This window comes from Mycobacterium sp. Root135, from assembly GCF_001426545.1.
In the GTDB taxonomy this organism is placed as follows: domain Bacteria; phylum Actinomycetota; class Actinomycetes; order Mycobacteriales; family Mycobacteriaceae; genus Mycobacterium.
On record NZ_LMEZ01000004.1, the window covers coordinates 1 to 17,606 of the forward strand.

Annotated in this window: 17 protein-coding genes; 12 read left to right on the forward strand and 5 right to left on the reverse strand. The window is 67.2% G+C overall.

Translation table 11 applies throughout. The features are described 5' to 3' along the window. The 3 genes from ASD37_RS07835 to rplJ form a co-directional block, all read right to left on the reverse strand. Positions 1 to 234 (reverse strand): ATP-binding cassette domain-containing protein (locus ASD37_RS07835; RefSeq protein WP_156720786.1); only part of this gene is annotated, 234 nt, incomplete at its 3' end. 213 nt (positions 235 to 447) lie between these two features. Further along, complete coding sequence (gene rplL / locus ASD37_RS07840) at positions 448 to 834, reverse strand: 50S ribosomal protein L7/L12 (protein WP_056550331.1); 387 nt, start codon at positions 832 to 834, stop codon at positions 448 to 450. Between the two features lie 45 nt (positions 835 to 879). Beyond that, positions 880 to 1,494, reverse strand: a complete 615-nt coding sequence (rplJ, locus tag ASD37_RS07845; protein ID WP_056550339.1) for a 50S ribosomal protein L10 — start codon at positions 1,492 to 1,494, stop codon at positions 880 to 882. A 524-nt stretch (positions 1,495 to 2,018) separates the two neighbouring features. On the opposite strand from rplJ, the gene ASD37_RS07850 reads away from it, so the two are divergent. Further along, positions 2,019 to 2,402: a hypothetical protein gene (locus ASD37_RS07850; RefSeq protein ID WP_056550341.1), complete on the forward strand. Its 384-nt coding sequence runs from the start codon at positions 2,019 to 2,021 to the stop codon at positions 2,400 to 2,402. Here the strand turns inward: ASD37_RS07850 and ASD37_RS07855 are convergent. Further along, positions 2,399 to 4,036, reverse strand: a complete 1,638-nt coding sequence (locus ASD37_RS07855) for a glycoside hydrolase family 13 protein (RefSeq protein WP_056550343.1) — start codon at positions 4,034 to 4,036, stop codon at positions 2,399 to 2,401. The genes ASD37_RS07850 and ASD37_RS07855 overlap by 4 nt on opposite strands. 216 nt (positions 4,037 to 4,252) lie before the next feature. On the opposite strand from ASD37_RS07855, the gene ASD37_RS07860 reads away from it, so the two are divergent. The 7 genes from ASD37_RS07860 (at position 4,253) to ASD37_RS07890 (ending at position 11,329) form a co-directional block, all read left to right on the forward strand. Continuing rightward, positions 4,253 to 5,563 carry an extracellular solute-binding protein gene (locus tag ASD37_RS07860; RefSeq protein WP_056550349.1) on the forward strand — a complete coding sequence of 437 codons (1,311 nt, stop codon included), beginning with the start codon at positions 4,253 to 4,255 and terminating at the stop codon, positions 5,561 to 5,563. Next, complete coding sequence (locus ASD37_RS07865) at positions 5,560 to 6,495, forward strand: carbohydrate ABC transporter permease (protein WP_056550353.1); 936 nt, start codon at positions 5,560 to 5,562, stop codon at positions 6,493 to 6,495. Before ASD37_RS07860 ends, ASD37_RS07865 begins: the two co-directional genes overlap by 4 nt. Further along, on the forward strand, positions 6,492 to 7,325 hold the full coding sequence (locus ASD37_RS07870; protein WP_056550355.1) for a carbohydrate ABC transporter permease: 834 nt from the start codon (positions 6,492 to 6,494) through the stop codon (positions 7,323 to 7,325). Before ASD37_RS07865 ends, ASD37_RS07870 begins: the two co-directional genes overlap by 4 nt. 2 nt (positions 7,326 to 7,327) lie before the next feature. Beyond that, positions 7,328 to 8,545 carry an ABC transporter ATP-binding protein gene (locus tag ASD37_RS07875; RefSeq protein WP_056550357.1) on the forward strand — a complete coding sequence of 406 codons (1,218 nt, stop codon included), beginning with the start codon at positions 7,328 to 7,330 and terminating at the stop codon, positions 8,543 to 8,545. A 13-nt stretch (positions 8,546 to 8,558) separates the two neighbouring features. Continuing rightward, complete coding sequence (locus ASD37_RS07880; RefSeq protein ID WP_056550360.1) at positions 8,559 to 9,824, forward strand: DUF4032 domain-containing protein; 1,266 nt, start codon at positions 8,559 to 8,561, stop codon at positions 9,822 to 9,824. Between the two features lie 106 nt (positions 9,825 to 9,930). Next, the gene (locus ASD37_RS07885) at positions 9,931 to 11,118 is read left to right on the forward strand and encodes a cytochrome P450 (protein WP_056550362.1); all 1,188 of its coding nucleotides are present in this window, start codon (positions 9,931 to 9,933) and stop codon (positions 11,116 to 11,118) included. Between the two features lie 13 nt (positions 11,119 to 11,131). Continuing rightward, positions 11,132 to 11,329, forward strand: coding sequence for a ferredoxin (locus ASD37_RS07890; RefSeq protein ID WP_056550364.1), 198 nt, complete (start codon positions 11,132 to 11,134; stop codon positions 11,327 to 11,329). On the opposite strand, the gene ASD37_RS07895 is transcribed toward ASD37_RS07890, so the two are convergent. Next, complete coding sequence (locus ASD37_RS07895; protein WP_056550983.1) at positions 11,316 to 11,975, reverse strand: TetR/AcrR family transcriptional regulator; 660 nt, start codon at positions 11,973 to 11,975, stop codon at positions 11,316 to 11,318. The two genes, ASD37_RS07890 and ASD37_RS07895, sit on opposite strands and share 14 nt — an antisense overlap. Positions 11,976 to 12,109: 134 nt before the next feature. Between ASD37_RS07895 and ASD37_RS07900 the strand changes: the two genes are divergently transcribed. From ASD37_RS07900 to ASD37_RS07915, 4 genes are read left to right on the forward strand one after another with little or no spacing between them, the layout of a single operon-like run. After that, positions 12,110 to 13,231, forward strand: coding sequence for a VOC family protein (locus tag ASD37_RS07900; RefSeq protein ID WP_156720787.1), 1,122 nt, complete (start codon positions 12,110 to 12,112; stop codon positions 13,229 to 13,231). Then, on the forward strand, positions 13,228 to 14,163 hold the full coding sequence (locus tag ASD37_RS07905; RefSeq protein WP_056550368.1) for a fumarylacetoacetate hydrolase family protein: 936 nt from the start codon (positions 13,228 to 13,230) through the stop codon (positions 14,161 to 14,163). The genes ASD37_RS07900 and ASD37_RS07905 overlap by 4 nt, the downstream gene beginning before the upstream one ends. Continuing rightward, entirely contained in the window at positions 14,160 to 16,049 is a 1,890-nt protein-coding gene (locus ASD37_RS07910; RefSeq protein WP_056550369.1) for an acyl-CoA synthetase, read from the forward strand. Before ASD37_RS07905 ends, ASD37_RS07910 begins: the two co-directional genes overlap by 4 nt. 8 nt (positions 16,050 to 16,057) lie before the next feature. Next, the gene (locus ASD37_RS07915; RefSeq protein ID WP_082570025.1) at positions 16,058 to 17,602 is read left to right on the forward strand and encodes a bifunctional 3-(3-hydroxy-phenyl)propionate/3-hydroxycinnamic acid hydroxylase; all 1,545 of its coding nucleotides are present in this window, start codon (positions 16,058 to 16,060) and stop codon (positions 17,600 to 17,602) included. The last annotated feature ends 4 nt before the right edge of the window (positions 17,603 to 17,606 follow it).

A 17,606-nucleotide genomic window follows, 5' to 3' on the forward strand; every position in this document is an offset into this window, starting at 1 on the left:
TTGGCGACCAGCGTCCGAGACAGACCGTGCAGTGTTGGTGCCGTCGACGATGATCTTGCCGCGCTCGGGACGCAGCAGACCGATCAACGACTTCAGGAACACCGACTTGCCGGTACCGGAGGGGCCCAGCAGCACGCTGACTTCACCGTGCGGGATGTCGAAGGTGACGTCTTCCCAGATTCGCTGGGGCCCGAAGGACTTCGTCAATCCCTCTACCTGAATACCAATGCCCACGCGCGACCCTTCCGCCAGTGCTTTTGCTCGCCAAACAGACACACACGCCTGTGGTTTGAGTCACTGTAGCGCACCGACTCCGGGCCCTCTTCGCTTTGTCCGCCATTCGGGCAACCGCCAGCCCGTGACGCCGAACTTTGCTCGACCTGCCTCCAGACATGAAAAAGCCGCCCGGGATCGTGATGATCCCAGGCGGCTTTCCCGTAAGGATTACTACTTGACGGTGACGGTGGCGCCGGCGGCCTCGAGCTTGGCCTTGGCGTCGTCTGCCTGATCCTTGTTGACCTTCTCGAGCAGCGGCTTGGGGGCGCTGTCGACGAGATCCTTGGCCTCCTTGAGGCCCAGGCCCGAGACGATCTCACGGACGACCTTGATGACGCCGATCTTCTTCTCGCCGGCACCCTCGAGGATGACGTCGAATTCCGACTGCTCCTCAGCGGCCTCGGCAGGCGCGGCTGCGCCAGCGGCGGCGGCAACGGCGACGGGGGCAGCTGCGGTGACGTCGAAGGTCTCCTCGAAGGCCTTGACGAACTCCGAGAGCTCCAACAGGGTCAGTTCCTTGAACGCGTCGAGCAGGTCTTCGGTGCTGAGCTTGGCCATGGTGTGGTCCTTCCTAGATTTCTTGCTTGGTTCTTGGTGGGTGGTTTATTCGGCGTCGGCCGGGGCGTCTGCCACGGCGTCCGTCGGTGCTTCTGCTTCTGCTTCGTCCGCGGCGGCAGCAGGAGCGGCGGCGGGGCCACCTTCGGCGGCCTCCCTCTTCTCCTGAAGCGCGAAGACGAGGCGGGCGACCTGCGACGCCGGGGCAGCGAAGAGCGCCGCAGCCTGGCTGGTCTTTGCCTTCATCGCGCCGGCCAGCTTGGCCAGCAGCACCTCGCGCGACTCGAGGTCCGCGATGCGGTTGACCTCGTCCACGGACAGCGCTTTGCCGTCCATGTAGCCGCCCTTGATGACGAGGGCCTTGTGATCCTTGGCGAACGTCTTGATTGCCTTGGCGGCATCGACGGGCTCACCCTTGATGAACGCGATGGCGGTCGGACCGGTGAACAGGTCGTCGAGACCCGTCACACCCGCCTCGGACGCGGCACGCTTAACCAGGGTGTTCTTGGCGACCGCGTAGGACGCGGAGCCACCGAGGGACTTGCGCAGATCCGCAAGGTTGGCCACGGTGAGGCCGCGGTACTCGGTGACGACCGTGGCGGTCGACTCCTTGAACTGCTCGGCGATGTCGGCAACGGCGGTGGCCTTGTCAGCTCTGGCCATGCATGCCTCCTATCTAGGTGTGGGTCCGTCAGTCAACCCCGGAAAACGACGAACGCCCCGGGCGCAGTGCGGCCGGGGCGTGAAAATCCGCTGACGCGAGTCAACGGTGGTGCCTCGTCCTCCTGCGTGGGCCGCCCGGGTGATTCCGGGACCTTCAACCGATTGCTCGGTGACCGACGGTCTTCGGTGGAACGTGGGAAAGAATAGCGCGCGGTGCGCCGATCAGCCAAAACGCGGCGTCGTCCCCCGGTCCGTGGCGACGTCGAGCACGGACCGAACGCGGCCGCGAACCTGGACGAATGCTGGCAATCGCATTCCTCAGCTAACCCTCGTGCGCCGCCAGAGCAGCCATCGTCCGCGGGAGCGGCACGCCGGGCGCTCGCAATAAATCAAGATCATCGCAGGTAACACGTAATAATTTCCGCATTGCCATTGCAGTTGGGGGCTGTAATGCTTGGTGCACTGATTGGGGGATCGGCAAACACATGAACAGTTCCAACGGGCGTCGTCATGACGCGGACGCAGTGGTTCGCTCAACATCTCGGAACAGCCCGGAGCTGGAACGACTCGCCGCCGCGCAGGCCACACTCGACCTTGCCCGGCGCAATGCGAAGTGGAAGCGCGAGTGCAAGAACCTGCAGTCGGCGTCTCATGCCGTGCAGGTGGCAGCCTTGGCCGCGCACGACGCGGGGATCGGGTGGGCCGAGATCGGCGACGTCCTGGGGATCGAGCGCGCGATGCCGCAGCCGACCACCGCGAGCGTCGTACCAGTGCCAACTCCTAGTCCCGCACCAGCGCCCGTGCTCGAGGTCGTCACCGAACTCGACCCCGCCCGGCACCGGAATCACCATGTCGTCACCGCCGCCCAGCACCTCTTCCCCGAGAAGAGGCAGTGGGCCGCGAACTAGTCGGTCACTAGCCACGCCGCCGCATCCGGCGGCAGCTGACCCGCCGTTCCCGGGGCAGATGCCAGCACCACCGTCGCGTCGGTCGGAAGCTCCACCGTCTGCTCCCCCGTGTTGACCCAGCATTGGGCATCGCCGCGCCGAAATGCCGCGACCTCCGGTGCGGTGGGAATCCACTCCAGCTCACCGGCGCCCACCCACGTCGTGGCGCGCACGGCCAGCGCATGGCGATACAGGTTCAGCGTGGAATCGGGATCGCTGTCTTGTACGGCGGCGGTGCGTGACGCCCAGTGCTGCGGCTGCGGCAGCCACGTCGTCGCGTCGGGATTGGTCGAGAAGCCAAGGGGCGCGGTGTCGCCGCTCCATGGGAGCGGGACGCGGCAGCCGTCGCGGCCGACGTCGGTGTGCCCCGACTGCTCCCAGATCGGATCCTGCCGGACTTCGTTGGGCAGGTCCTCGACCTCCTCGAGACCGAGCTCCTCGCCCTGGTACACGTACGCCGTTCCCGGCAGCGCCAACTGCATCAAGGCCGCCGCCCGGGCTCGACGCAAACCCAGCGCGTAGTCGGCGGGCTCCTCGGCCCACCGGCTCCGCTCCCAGTCCGTCTCGATCAGATGGTCGGGTTGGGACCGGGCGTAGCGGGTGACGGTGCGGGTGACGTCGTGGTTGGACAGCACCCAGGTCGGCGGGGCGCCGACGGATGCCGCTTCCTTGACGGCGTCGTCGACGACGGTCCGCAGGATGCTCGCCCGCCATGGCGCCCGAAGGAAGTCGAACTGGAACGCGGTGTGCAACTCGTCGAAGCGCAGGTATCGCGCCAGGCGTTCGTTGTTGGGCACCCAGGCCTCGGCGATGAAGATCCGTTCGGGCGCATAGCGATTCGCGACCGTGCGCCACCCTCGGTAGACGTCGTGCACGCCGTCCTGGTCCCAGGCGGGGTGGGACTCGTTGTGCTGAACCAACCCTGGTGCGGCGTCGTTTCCGGGGCCGCCGTCGGGCAGCCCGTCGGCCTTCACCAATCCGTGCGCGACGTCGATGCGGAAGCCGTCGACGCCCTTGTCGAACCAGAACGCCAAGACGTCCTCGAATTCGGCACGCACCTCCGGGTTGTCCCAGTTGAAGTCGGGTTGGCCGGGTGCGAAGAGGTGCAGGTACCACTGCCCGTCGGGCACCCTGGTCCAAGCGGGCCCACCGAAGACGCTCTGCCAGTCGTTGGGCGGCAGCGCCCCGTCGGGGCCGAGACCATCGCGAAAGTGGTAGCGCTGCCTGGCCTTTGGGTCACCGGCAAGTGCCGCGACGAACCACCGGTGCTGATCGGAGCTGTGGTTGGGCACGATGTCGAGCAGCACGCGGATGCCGGCCTCGTGCGCCTCGGCTATCACCAGGTCGGCCTCGGGCAGGGTTCCGTAGAGCGGCTCGACGTCGCGGTAGTCGGCTACGTCGTACCCGCCATCGGCCAGGGGCGACGGATACCAGGGGTTGATCCAGATGGCGTCGACGCCAAGTTGAGCCAGGTATGGCAAGCGGTCCCGAAGCCCGGCGATGTCGCCGACGCCGTCGCCGTTCCCGTCGGCGAAGCTGCGGATGTAGACCTGGTAGACGACGGCGGTCTGCCACCAGGATTCTGCGGGTGCCACGGCTCTCCTCGGATCGGGTTTGGGTGAACGTCGTCGAGGACTACCCGTTGAGCGGGCTGGCGATACCCCCCACCGCTGGTCTGTCGGGAGTTTCAGTTCTGCAACGGCTTTCGACGACCATCGCCGTCAAGCATAGGCAACCTGCCCAAAGACGTTGTGAGGTGTGCCACACTCGTGTGCAGGTTGAGATGGCTGCTGCTCGACAGACGAGGATGCATGAAACGAATTCAGTTCGCCCATTCACCGATACGACGGGCAATCGCGCTGGCCAGCGCATCGATCTTGGCCGCAACACTGTTGTCCGGCTGCGGGAGTGAGAGCGGTCCCCCGACGCTGACGTGGTACATCCTGCCGGACAACGGCGGGTCCGCGGCGCGTGCCGAACAGTGTGCGGACGCCTCGGGTGGCGCATACAAGGTGCGAATCGAGTCGCTGCCCAGCACCGCCACCGCGCAGCGGGAGCAGATGGTGCGGCGCCTGGCCGCCGGGGATAGCTCGATCGACGTGGTGAGCCTCGACGTGGTGTTCACCGCGGAGTTCTCCCATGCCGGCTTCCTGCGGCCGTACACCGCCGAGGAGACCGCCCGCCTCACCGCGGGGATGCTGCCGGCACCGGTGAAGACCGGGATGTGGGAGGACAAGCTCTTCGGCGCACCGTACAAGTCGAACGCCCAGCTGCTCTGGTACCGCAAGTCCTTGGCGGCTGCGGCGGGCGTGGATCCCACCAGCCCGAACTTCACGTGGGACGACATGATGAAAGCCGCTGTGGGGCAAGGCAAGAAGATCTCCACCCAGGGCCAGCGTTACGAGGGCTACATGGTGTGGATCAACGCGCTGGTGCTCTCCGGTGGTGGCGAGGTGCTTCAGGACGTCGAGGCGGGACGCAACGCCAAGCCGTCGCTGGACAGTCCCGCCGGTGAGAAGGCCGCCGAGATCGTCGGCAATCTCGCGCGGTCCAGCGCCGCGCCCGTCGACTTGTCCAACGCCGCCGAGGAGCAGGCCCGCGCGACGTTCCAGTCGGAGCAGGGCATGTTCATGCTGAACTGGCCGTACGTTCTGGCGGCCGCCCGCACCGCTGCCGAAGCCGGGACGCTCGACCAGGCGATCGTCGACGACATCGGATGGGCCCGCTACCCACGGGTGTTCGCCGACCGCCCCAGCGCTCCCCCGCTCGGCGGGGCCAACCTTGGCGTCGGCGCCTACTCTAAGCATCCCGACCAGGCGGTCCAGTTGGTGGAGTGCATCAACGCCGAACCGAAGGCCACCAAGTACATGCTCGACGAGAGTGAGGCGTCGCCGTACGCCGCGTCATACGACGATCCGAAGGTCCGCGAGGAGTACGCCAACGCCGACCTGATTCGGGAGTCCATCGGCGAGGGCGGTCCCCGTCCGGTGACGCCGTACTACACCGACGTCGCGGGAGCGATCACCCAGACGTGGCACCCGCCGGCGTCAGTGACCGAGCAAACACCCAAGGAGTCAGATCAATTCGTGGCCGACGTGCTGGCGGGAAGGCGGCTGCTGTGACCGCGGTTCAGGACGCGCCCGTCCAGAAGAAGGACGCGGGCAAGAAGGTCGTCAGTGAGCGGGTCCGCGGCGAGCGGCGGCTCGGCATCTATCTGACCCTGCCGTCGTACGTGGTGATGCTGTTGGTCACCGCCTACCCGCTGGGTTATGCACTGGTGTTGTCGCTGTACAACTTCCGGCTCACCGACCCGGAGGGCCGCACCTTCGTCGGGTTGGGCAACTTCGGGGTCATCCTGACCGACCCGGTGTGGTGGAACGACTTCGTGACGACGCTGGCGATCACCATCGTCACCGTCGCGATCGAACTGGTGCTGGGGTTCTGCTTCGCATTCGTGATGCTGCGGATCGTCCGGGGCCGCGGTCCGCTGCGCACGGCAATCCTGATCCCGTACGGCATCGTGACCGTGGTGTCGGCCTTCATCTGGCGGTACGCCTTCGCCACCGACTCCGGCTTCGTCAACCAGTGGCTCAACCTCACCGACTTCGACTGGTTCGGCAACCGGTGGTCGGCGATCTTCGTCATCTGCCTCTCGGAGATCTGGAAGACCACGCCGTTCATCTCGCTGCTGCTGCTGGCCGGTCTGGTGCAGGTGCCCGAGGACATGCAGGAGGCCGCCAAGGTCGACGGGGCGACGGCGTGGCAGCGGCTGTGGAAGATCACGTTGCCCAACATGAAGGCCGCGATCATGGTGGCGCTGTTGTTCCGCACGCTCGACGCGTGGCGCATCTTCGACAATCCGTACGTCATGACCGCCGGTGCCAACAACACCGAGACGATCTCCTTCCTGGCCTACCGGCAGAACGTCACGCTGGTGAATCTCGGGATGGGGTCGGCGATTTCGGTGCTGCTGTTCATCACCGTCGTCGCGATCGCCTGGATCTTCATCAAGGTGTTCAAGACCGATCTCTCGCAAGTCAGGGGTGACCAGTGAGCAGCGCCAAGAGCGCCCGGTGGTGGACGATCGCCGGCATCGTGATCGTGCTCTACAGCTTCGTGCCGTTGCTGTGGATGATCAGCCTGGCCTTCAAGCCGCCGTCGGACATCGTCTCGGGGACGCCGCAGTTCCTGCCGAGCACCTTCACCCTCGACAACTTCGCCCAGATCTTCGCCAACCCGTTGTTCACGCGCGCGTTGATCAACTCGATCGGCATCGCGGTCATCGCGACGTTGATCTCGGTGGTGGTCGCGATGTTCGCCGCGTACGCGATTGCGCGCCTGGACTTTCCGGGCAAGAAGGTGCTTTTGTCGTTGGCGTTGGGCATCGCGATGTTCCCGCAGGCGGCGTTGGTCGGTCCGCTGTTCGACATGTGGCGCGGGCTCGGCATCTACGACACCTGGCTGGGTCTGATCATCCCGTACCTGACCTTCGCGTTGCCGCTGTCGATCTGGACCATGTCGGCGTTCTTCCGGCAGATTCCGTGGGAAATGGAACAAGCCGCTCAGGTCGACGGTGCGACGGCGTGGCAGGCGTTCCGGAAGGTCATCGTGCCGTTGGCGGCGCCAGGGGTGTTCACCACCGCGATCCTGACGTTCTTCTTCTGCTGGAACGACTTTCTGTTCGCGATCTCGTTGACCTCCACCGACAGTGCCCGCACCGTTCCCGCGGCGCTGGCGTTCTTCCAGGGTGCCTCGTACTTCGAGTCGCCGGTGCCCTACATCATGGCGGCGTCGGTCATCGTCACGATCCCCGTCGTCATCCTCGTTCTCGTCTTTCAGCGCCGCATCGTCGCCGGCCTCACCTCCGGCGCAGTGAAGGGATAACCATGGCAGCAATCACCATGCGCAACATCGTGAAGAAGTACGGTGACGGCTTTCCCGCCGTCAACGACGTCAGCATCGACGTCGCCGACGGCGAGTTCATGATTCTGGTCGGTCCGTCGGGCTGCGGAAAGTCCACGCTGCTGCGGATGATCGTCGGTCTCGAGGACATCACCTCCGGCGACATGATCATCGGCGACACCCGCGTCAACGACAAGGCTCCGCGCGAGCGCAATCTGGCGATGGTGTTCCAGAACTACGCGCTGTACCCCCACCTGACGGTGTTCGAGAACATCGCGTTCCCACTTAGGTTGTCGGGCAAGCACTCCGACGACGAGATCCGCAAGCTGGTGTCCGAGGCCGCCGAGACGCTCGAGCTCGGAGAGCACCTCGACCGCAAGCCTGCGAACCTCTCCGGCGGTCAGCGTCAGCGAGTGGCGATGGGCCGGGCGATCGTGCGGCAAGCGGACGCGTTCCTGTTCGACGAGCCGTTGAGCAACCTCGACGCCAAGCTGCGCGGTCAGATGCGCACCGAGATCCTTCGGTTGCAGCGCCGCCTCGGCGTCACCACCGTGTACGTCACCCACGACCAGACCGAGGCCATGACCCTTGGCGACCGGGTGGCGGTGTTGAAGAAGGGTGTGCTGCAACAGATCGCCAGCCCTCGGGAGCTCTACGACCAGCCGGTCAACTTGTTCGTCGCCGGGTTCATCGGGTCTCCCCCGATGAACTTCGTGCCCGCGCGCGTCAACGGCGACTCGATCGAGCTGCCGTTCGTCACGATCCCGCTGCGCGACGAATGGCGCGACAAGATCGAGGACGGGAAGATCTACATCGCGGGTGTTCGTCCCGGGGCGTTCGAGGACGCCGAGTTCGTCGACGCGGGCAAGAAGTCGCGTGGCGTGACCTTCGACGTCACCATCGACGTCACGGAGTGGCTGGGCAACGAGCAGTACGCGTTCGTCCCGTTCGAGGCGCCTGCCGAAATCGTCTCGCAGCTGGCCGAACTCGCCAACGACCTGGACAGCGAACAGATGCGCACCCAGATCTGCGTCGAGCTCGACCCGCTGAGCCGGGTCCGCAACGGCGACGAGGCCACGCTGTGGCTGGACGCCGAACGGATCCACCTCTTCGATCCCGCGTCCGGCGACAACCTGACCCGGGTCCAGGCGTCAAGCGACGCCGGCGACGCCTCGGGTCGCCACGCCGCCGCCGCGGGCTGACCCGAGTTCCGTCGTGGCCGCGCCCGAGCTGCGGCTACGGACCCCGTCCCCGGGGCTCCTCGGCCTGCCGTGGGAGCGGCCGCTCGCGGAGTGGTTGGTACCCGAGGTTCCGTTGCGCGACATGGCGGTCGGGCCAAGCAGGCACCTGGTCAAGTTCGTCGAGTGCGACGGTGCGCTGTGGGCGCTCAAGGAGTTGCCGCCGCGCATCGCGGTCCGTGAGTACGACGCGTTGGGCCGCATCGAGGAGTTGCATCTCAACGCGGTGCGGCGAGCCGGTGTGGTGCGACAGCCCGACTTCGACACCTCGATCCTGCTGACCCGCTATCTGGAGGGGTCCTGGCAGTATCGGCGGCTGTTCCTGCGGCTGCCTCCCGACGCGCCCAAGCAGCGGTCCCGGTTGCTCGACGGCATGGCCTCGTTGTTGGTGGAACTGCATCGACGCGGGGTGTTTTGGGGGGATTGCTCGCTGGCCAACACCCTGTTCTCGCGGGACGGTCAGGTGCTGCAGGCGTCCCTGGTCGACGCGGAGACCAGCGAGGTCCACCCGCACCTGTCGGACGGGCAGCGTGAACTCGACGTCGACGTGATGGTGGAAAACGTCGCGGCGGGCCTGATGGACATCGCTGCCCGGATGGATGGCGGTACGGCGTTGCGGGACCAGCTGATTGGCGAGGCGTTGAGTCTGCGGACGCGCTATGTCGGGCTGTGGGAGCTGCTGCACGACGAGCCGGTGTTCGCCTACGCCGATCGCCACCGGGTGGAGAGCCGAATCCGCAAGCTCAACGAGTTGGGCTTTGCCGTCGACGAGGTGTCGTTGCGCCACGACGAGGCGGGCAGCGACCAGCTGCGGCTGAAAGTGGCTGTGGGAGATCGCAATTACCACGCCACCCAGTTGCGCGAGCTGGCCGGCGTCGAGGTCGGCGAGGGCCAGGCCACGCACCTGCTCGGCGATCTGCACGCCTATCAGGCGCAGCTGTGCAGCGAGGCCGGCCATGACGTCGACCTGCCGACTGCCGCCCAGCTGTGGCTGATGGAACTCGTCAGGCCGACGATGGACCGCGCGCATGCGGCGGTCGGGCGCAGGGGCACGGCCATTCAGGCGTACTGCGATCTGCTCGAGGTGCGGTGGTTGCTGTCGGAGCAGGCCGGTCGGGACGTGGGCACCGAGCGGGCGTTGATCGCCCTGGCGAACGAGGTCGTACCGAGCGATTCGGCGGCGCGGTTGTTGGTGGTGGAGACGCCGACCGAGCCGTTCTCGGTGCTCGACGAGCCGGACTGACCGGCCGCACCTCGACGGCTGCCAGATTTAGTCATACTTGACGATATCGTCATTCTTTGGTTTGGTTGACCTCGTCAGCGCCACACGCTCGAGGGAAGGACCTGCCATGGGGAACGCCGCCCACGCTCCGGTATACCGCCGGGACATGTTCTCCCGCAGCGGAATCCGCGATCCCTACCCTCACTACGCAGCGCTCCGCGAGCTTGGCCCGGTGGTGTGGCTGAGCCGCCAGCGGGTCTACGCGCTGCCCCGCTACACCGAGTGCAAGGCGGTGCTGCGCGACGACGTCAACTTCATCTCCGGCGAGGGTGTGGCGTTGAATCGGCTGACCAATCGGCTGTCCCGCGGAACCACCCTCAACAGCGACGGCGCCGACCACCAGCGCCGTCGCAAGCTGCTCGCCCACCGCCTCACCCCGAAGGCGCTGCGCGCGATGAGTGAGGCCGTCGACGCCAAGGCCGAGGCGGTCGTCGAGGCCGCGGTCGCCCGGCGCTACGTCGACGGGGTGCGCGACGTGGCGATGACGTTGCCGCTGGCCGTGGTGCCGGACCTCGTCGGGTGGCCCGAGGACGGCCGCGACAACCTGCTGACGTGGGCGGGGGCGACGTTCGACTCGCTGGGACCGTTGAACCGGCAGTGGCTGCGGACGACGCCCGCTGCCCTGTCGATGTTGCGCTTCTCGCGACGCGTCGTCCGCGACCGCAGCGTGCTGGCCGGCAGCATGGGCGACGACGTGCTGCGCGCGGCCGACGACGGTGCACTCCCCCGCTCGGAGTGTTCGGCTTTGATGATCGACTACCTGGCGCCGTCTCTCGACACCACGATCAGTGCCATCAGCTCGGCGCTGCACCTCTTCGCGACTCATCCCGACCAGTGGCAGGCCCTGCGCGAGGACCCGTCGTTGGTGGCCAACGCACTCAACGAGGTGGTGCGCCTGGAGTCCCCGCTTCGGGCCTTCACCCGAAAGTCCGTCACCGACACCGACGTTGGTGGCGTCCGAATTCCGAAGGGGTCACGGGTTCTGGTGGTCTACGCATCCGCCAACCGCGACGAGCGCGAGTGGGACGATCCCGACACGTTCGACATCACCCGGGACGTCAACCGTCACTTGGGGTTTGGCTACGGCACCCACGGCTGCGCCGGCCAGGGCCTGGCCCGGTTGGAGTCGCAGGCAATTCTGCGCGAACTGGCCGCCCGGGTTGATCGCATCGAACTCACGGGCACGCCGACCTGGGCGATCAACAACATCATCCACCGCTACGACCAGCTGCCCCTCGAGCTGGTCCCGGCCTAGAAGGGACCACCCCATGCGCGTAACCATCGATCACGACCGCTGTGAAGGCCACGGTTTGTGCACGCAGGCCGCCCCGACCATCTTCTCCTTCGACGACGACGGGGAACTGGCCAACGCCTTCGCCGACGCCGACGTGCCCGACGACTTGGCTCCGGCGGCCCGCGAGGCCGCCGACGTCTGTCCCGTTGCAGCCCTGCTCAACGAGGAGTAGCCGGGGCGATCGCGTCCAGGTCGGGCAGCGGCCGGGAGCAGACGTCGGCCGCGTCGGCGGCGGACATGCCGAACAGCCGCAGCACGTCCGCGGTGACCGAATCGGCCGCGACGGCGTCGTCGCGATTCGGATCGTTGCTCAACAGCGCGCCCAAGCCCATGATCGCTCCACCGGCCACGGCGAGCGCCAACTGCGGATCCTCGACGGTGAAGCGACCGGCGGCGACGCCGGCTTCGATGTCGCGCAGCGCGCGGGGTGCCAGTCCCCGGTCCGAGGTCAACAGGGCGACGCCGTTGGCGAGCAGGATCTGACTCTCCTGGGGACGGCGGCGAAACAGCCGCCCGGTGAGCCGGAACCGGCAGCCGAAAGTCTCTGCGGGATCGTCGATGTCGGCGGTCAACGCGTCCAGGAGCGCGCCGTGGGCGTCGAGCGCCTCACCTACGGCGACCGCGAAGAGCTCTTCCTTGCTGTCGAAGTAGTTGTAGAACGAGCCCATTCCGACGTCGGCGGCCTGGGTTATGTCGAGCACCGGCACGCTGAGCCTGCCTTGGGCGATGAATCCCTGCGCCGCGGTGATGAGCGCCGCCCTGGTGCGTTGCTTGCGTCGCTCTACTCGACTGACGCCCGGCTCGGCCGACTCCTGCATCACTACCTCACCGTCTCTGGGCTACCCGGTGAATATACCAGTCGGCTCATTATTGAGGATTTCGTCAACTACCTTGACTGAGCATGGCGTCGTATGTGACGATTTCATCAGTAAGCGAGAGGAGCGACCCGCCCATGGCTGGTAGCCACAGCGATTTGCACAGCGAGCAGGGTGCCGTCCGCGGCGACCACCCCGGCCGCGCGGTGAATCCCGTCATCAAGATCCGCGACATCGCCTGGCTCGAGTTCGACAAGCCCGACCTGGTTCGCGCCGAGGCCTTCGCCCGCGCATTCGGATTCCAGACGTCGTCGCGCGGACCCGACGAATTGCACCTACGGGGAACCGATTCCGGCGCTCCCTGCGTGCTCCTTCGGCGCGGCGACCGGTCACGCTTCACCGGTATCGCCTTCCGCGCCGCCGACGAGGCCGACGTCCGTCGTCTCGCCGCCAAGACCGGCGCGACGGTACAACCCGTGCCCGAGGACGTCGGCGGGTCCGAGGTTCGGCTGGTCGACCCGAGCGGCATCCCGGTACGCGTCGTCGCGGGCCTCCACGACCTACCCCAATTGCCCACGCAGAAGCCACTTCTGGTCAACGCCGGACACGACGTCATCCGCGCGAACGTCACCCAGCGACCCCCGCGGGCGCCGGCCCGGGTTCAGCGGCTCGGGCACGTGGTGTTGCAATCCACGAAGTACGTCGCGGCGTTGAACTGGTATCTCGAGAACCTCGGGATGATCGTCAGCGACTTCCTGTTCTTCCCCGGCCAGCGCGAGCGCGGTCCGGCCATGAGCTTCATTCGCTGCGACCGCGGCTCGGAGTTCGCCGACCACCACACCCTGGCGATGGCGCTCGGCCCGGCCAACCGATACGTGCACTCCGCGTTCCAAGTCAGCGACCTGGACGCGCTGGCCGCCGGCGGCGAATACCTGCGCGACCGTGGCTACTTCAGGTCGTGGGGCATCGGCCGCCACATTCAGGGCAGCCAGCTCTTCGACTACTGGCGTGATCCCGACGGGTTCCTCGTCGAGCACTTCGCCGACGGCGACATGTTCGACGACTCCCTCGAGCCGGGCTGGGCGCCGTTCACCGCCAGCGGCCTAGCCCAGTGGGGTCCGCCGGTCAGCGGCGACTTCCTCGGCACCAGCCCGCGCGGGGCGCGCGAAGAAGCCCTGTCCATTCTCCGAGCGCTGCCCCGACGCAACGAATTCGACGTCCACCGCCTCATCGGCCTACTGAAAGTTGCCCGCTCATGAGCACTTCCGTCATCCGCACCTCCGACGCCTGGTGGGTCAAGAACGCCGACCGTGCCACCAAGATCGACACCACCGCCGTCACCACCGGGGAGCTTCTCGCCGACCGCGCGGCGATCACCGCCGCCGCCTCGGGCGACTCCGTCGCGGTGGACGGACTGGACCTCGTATCCCCGGTGACGCGGCCCTGTCGCGTCGTCGCCCAGATGACCAACTTCGAGTCCCACGTGAGGGATTCGGGGATGGATCCCAAGACGATTCCGCTGACGTTCTTCCGGAAATCCTCCGCGTCGATCAGCGGTCCGTTCGACGACATCGTCAAGCCCCAACACGTTCAGTTGCTGGACTACGAAGTGGAGATCGGTCTGGTCATCGGACGCGACATGCCGGCGGGCACCGTCCTCACCGACGCGAACCTCGGCGACTACGTCGCCGCCCTGGTCATCACCAACGACGTGTCGGCACGCGACATTCAGCTGCCCCAGACCCAGTTCTACGAGGCCAAGTCCTACCCGACGTTCACCCCGGTCGGCCCCGAACTGGTGCTGCTCGACGGCACCGAACTCGCCCGCTTCGGCGACCTGCGGCTCACGCTGAGCGTCAGCGGCGACGAACGGCAGAACTCAGTCGTCGAGGGCGACATGATCTTCCGGCCGCTGGCCGCCTTGCAGTCGCTGACCCGGTTCCAGGACCTCGCCGCAGGCGACCTCGTGCTGACCGGCACCCCGGCGGGCACCGCGTTGAAGGCGCCGCCCAAGCCCATCGAGATGATCGGCGCGCTCCTGCCGCCTGCGGTGAAGTGGAAGGTGTTCTTCAAGCGCCAGGCCGGAAATCAGAAGTACCTCCAGCACGGTGACGTCGTGGAGGCCACCGTGGCCACCGACGACGGCGCGATCGACCTCGGTGCGCAGCGGATGAAGGTCGTCTACGCGTGACCGACAACGCGTCGTTGTGGCCGCGCTACACCGGTCCGGACGACCTCGTCGCAGTCGAAGGCGTTCCGCTGGAGCACCGTGAGCTACCCACGTCGACCTACGCCATCCTGGAGCGCGCCGCAGCCCTGTGGCCCGAAGCCACGGCGGTAACCGTGCTCCCGGATGCGGCACGGTGGGCGCACGGCGTCTCCCGGACATTCGCCGAGCTCGCCGCCGAGGTGCGCCGAAGTGCAAACTTCCTTCGGGCCATCGGAGTTCAGCGCGACAGCGTCGTGGCGTTGCTCTGTCCGAACTGTGAGGGTCTCATCACCGCGACCTTGGCGGCGCAGCTCGCCGGCATCGCGGCCCCCGTCAACAGCGGCCTTGGCGCTGCCCACGTCGCCGAGTTGCTCAACCGCTCCGGTGCGCGGACGTTGATCTGTGCGTCGCCCGAATTCGACTCCGCGAGTTGGGATCTGGCGCAGTCACTGGTGTCCTCGGGGCTGATCGACACCGTGTTGCTGCTGTCCCCGACGGGAACGGAACCGACCGAGCCCGCGCCCGCACTCCACGGTGCCAGCGTCGGCTACCTCTCGGTGATGGCGTCGGGTTACGACGGCGCCGTCTTCGACGGGCAGCCGCCTGAAGCCGGTGACGTGGCGGCGATCTTTCATACCGGCGGCACCACCGGCACGCCCAAGCTCGCGGCCCATTCGCACGCCAACGAGGTCGTCGACGCGTGGATGGTCGCCGCCGCCGACACGGTGCTGGACCGGGAGTCGGTGGCCTTCGCCGCACTTCCGCTCTTTCACGTCAACGCCGTGATCGTCACGCTCCTCGCACCGATGTTGCGCGGCCAGCAGGTGGTCTGGGCCGGGCCGCTCGGCTACCGGGATCCCCAACTGTACGCGAACTTCTGGAAGATGGTGCAGCACTACCGAATCGCGGCGATGAGCGCGGTCCCCACGGTGTACGCCGTGCTGGCGCAATGCCCGGTCGACGCCGACGTCTCGAGCATGAAGATCGCCATCGTCGGCGCTTCTGCCCTGCCGAAGGCCGTGCGCAAGGACTTCGAATCCGCCACCGGCATAACCCTGGTCGAGGGGTACGGCCTGACCGAGGCCACGTGTGCGAGCGCCCGCAGTTTCCCCGACCATCGGCGTCCGGGCTCTGTGGGACAGCGCTTTCCGTACCAACGCATCACCGCGGCCAGACCCGACGGTCAGGGGCGCTACGACGATCTGCCGTCCGGTGAGATCGGCACCCTGTTGATCGAGGGACCGACCGTGTTCGCCGGCTACGTGTCCGGCCGTGACGAGCACGGCCTTCGACTCGACGGACTCGGCAGCCTGGTCGACGGACGCCTGGACACCGGCGACCTCGGCTGGGTGGACGACGACGGCTTCGTCTACCTGACGGGGCGGGCCAAGGACCTCATCATCCGTGGCGGCCACAACATCGACCCCGCACAAATCGAGGACGCCCTCCTGACACATCCCGCGGTGGCGTCCGCCGCGGCCGTTGGCGCTCCCGACGTCCACTCCGGTGAGGTACCGGTCGCCTACGTCACGCTGCACCCCGGGTCCGACGTCAGCGGCTCTGAGCTGGCCACGTGGGCCGCCACCGAAGTAAGCGAGCGGGCCGCCGCGCCGAAGTCCGTCACCGTCCTCGACGCTCTGCCGGTCACCGCAATCGGCAAGCCCTACAAGCTGCCGCTGCGTGCAGACGCCGCCCGCCGAGTCGTCGTCGAGGCACTCGCCGGGCAGCCGGGGGTCACCGTGGACGCCGACGTCGAGGGCGGGTCTCCCGCGCTCACCGTCGGCATCACGAACCCGACACACTGGGACGACGTCGACCGCGTGCTGTCGCGTTACGCGGTGCCGTACCACGTCGCCATCACGGACTGACGTTGAACATGCTGCAGCACAGCGATGTTCACCGTGCGCCCGTCGTCATCGTCGGCGCCGGACCCACCGGTGCCACCGCGGCAATACTGTTGGCGCAGTACGGAATCAGAAGTTTGGTCCTCGACCGCTGGGACGGGGTGTATCCCCAACCCCGTGCCGTGCACATGGACGACGAGGTGTGCCGCGTCGTGGCGCGACTCGGGCTCGCCGACCGGTTCGCGGCCATCTCACGGCCGGCGCACGGACTGCAGCTCCGCGACCAACACCACCGCGTGCTGGCCGAGTTCAGCCGTGACACCGCCCCCAGCGCACAGGGCTACCCGCAGGCGAACATGTTCGACCAGCCCGAGCTCGAGGCCGTGCTGCGCGACGAGCTGATGCGTCAGCGGTGCGTCGAATTGCGCGGCAACGCCGAGGTGACCGGTGTCGAGCAGGTCGACGGCCGCGTCCGCGTCACCTACCACGACCACGCGGGTGACACCACGACGAGCGTCGACGCGGACTACGTCTTGGGATGCGACGGCGCCAACAGCTTCGTGCGCTCGAGCATCGGCTCCCGGATGGAGGACATGCACTTCGACCAACGCTGGTTGGTCGTCGACGTCGACACCGACGCGGATCTGAAGCAGTGGGAGGGCGTCCATCAGGTGTGCGACCCCGTTCGGGCCGCCACGTACATGCGCGTCGGGGGCACGCGGTACCGCTGGGAGTTCCAGCTGCTGCCCGGTGAGTCCGCCGACCAGTACGCCGAGCTGTCCGCGGTCGAACCGTTGATCGCGCCGTGGACGCGCGGCATTCGCACCGACCAGCTGCGGTTGATCCGCGTCGCCGAGTACACCTTCCGCGCACAGATCGCCGACCGGTGGCGGGCGGGAAACGTCTTCATCCTCGGGGACGCCGCCCATCTGACGCCGCCCTTCATCGGCCAGGGCATGGGCGCCGGACTTCGTGACGCTCACAATCTCGCGTGGAAGTTGGCCGGCGTGCTGTGGGGCCAGCTGTCGCCCGAGGTTCTCGACAGCTATCAACAGGAGCGAAAGCCGCACGCGCGAGCCATGATCCAGCTCGCTCTCGCGGTCGGTCGAGCCATGACCGCCGGTGGTGAGCTGGGCAGCCTGCTGCGTCGGGTCGTGGTACCGCGACTGGGCTTGATTCCCGGCGTGCGCAGTCGGATCGTGGACTCGTCGACCCCCGCGCTGCACCGGTCGTCTCTGGTTCAGCGTCGACTGGGCCCCAAGTCGCTGACGGGGACGCTGTGCCCCAACCCCGCGCTGCCGGACGGTCGCCGGCTCGACGACGTTCTGGGGATGGGCTTTTCGATCGTCACCGCGGTGCCGTTCACGGCCGCCCAGCAAGAGTTGGCCGACCAGCGCTGCGCCACGGTGTTCTTCGCCGCGCCGGGTTCGGAGTTGGCCCGCTGGCTTCGTCGGGGTCGCACCACCGCCGCTCTCGTCAGGCCTGACCGCACCGTGATGGCCACCGCGCCCAAGCCCGCCGACCTCCTCCCCACCACCCCCGTTTTCGGCGCGGAAATCCGCGGTCACCGCGGTTGAACGC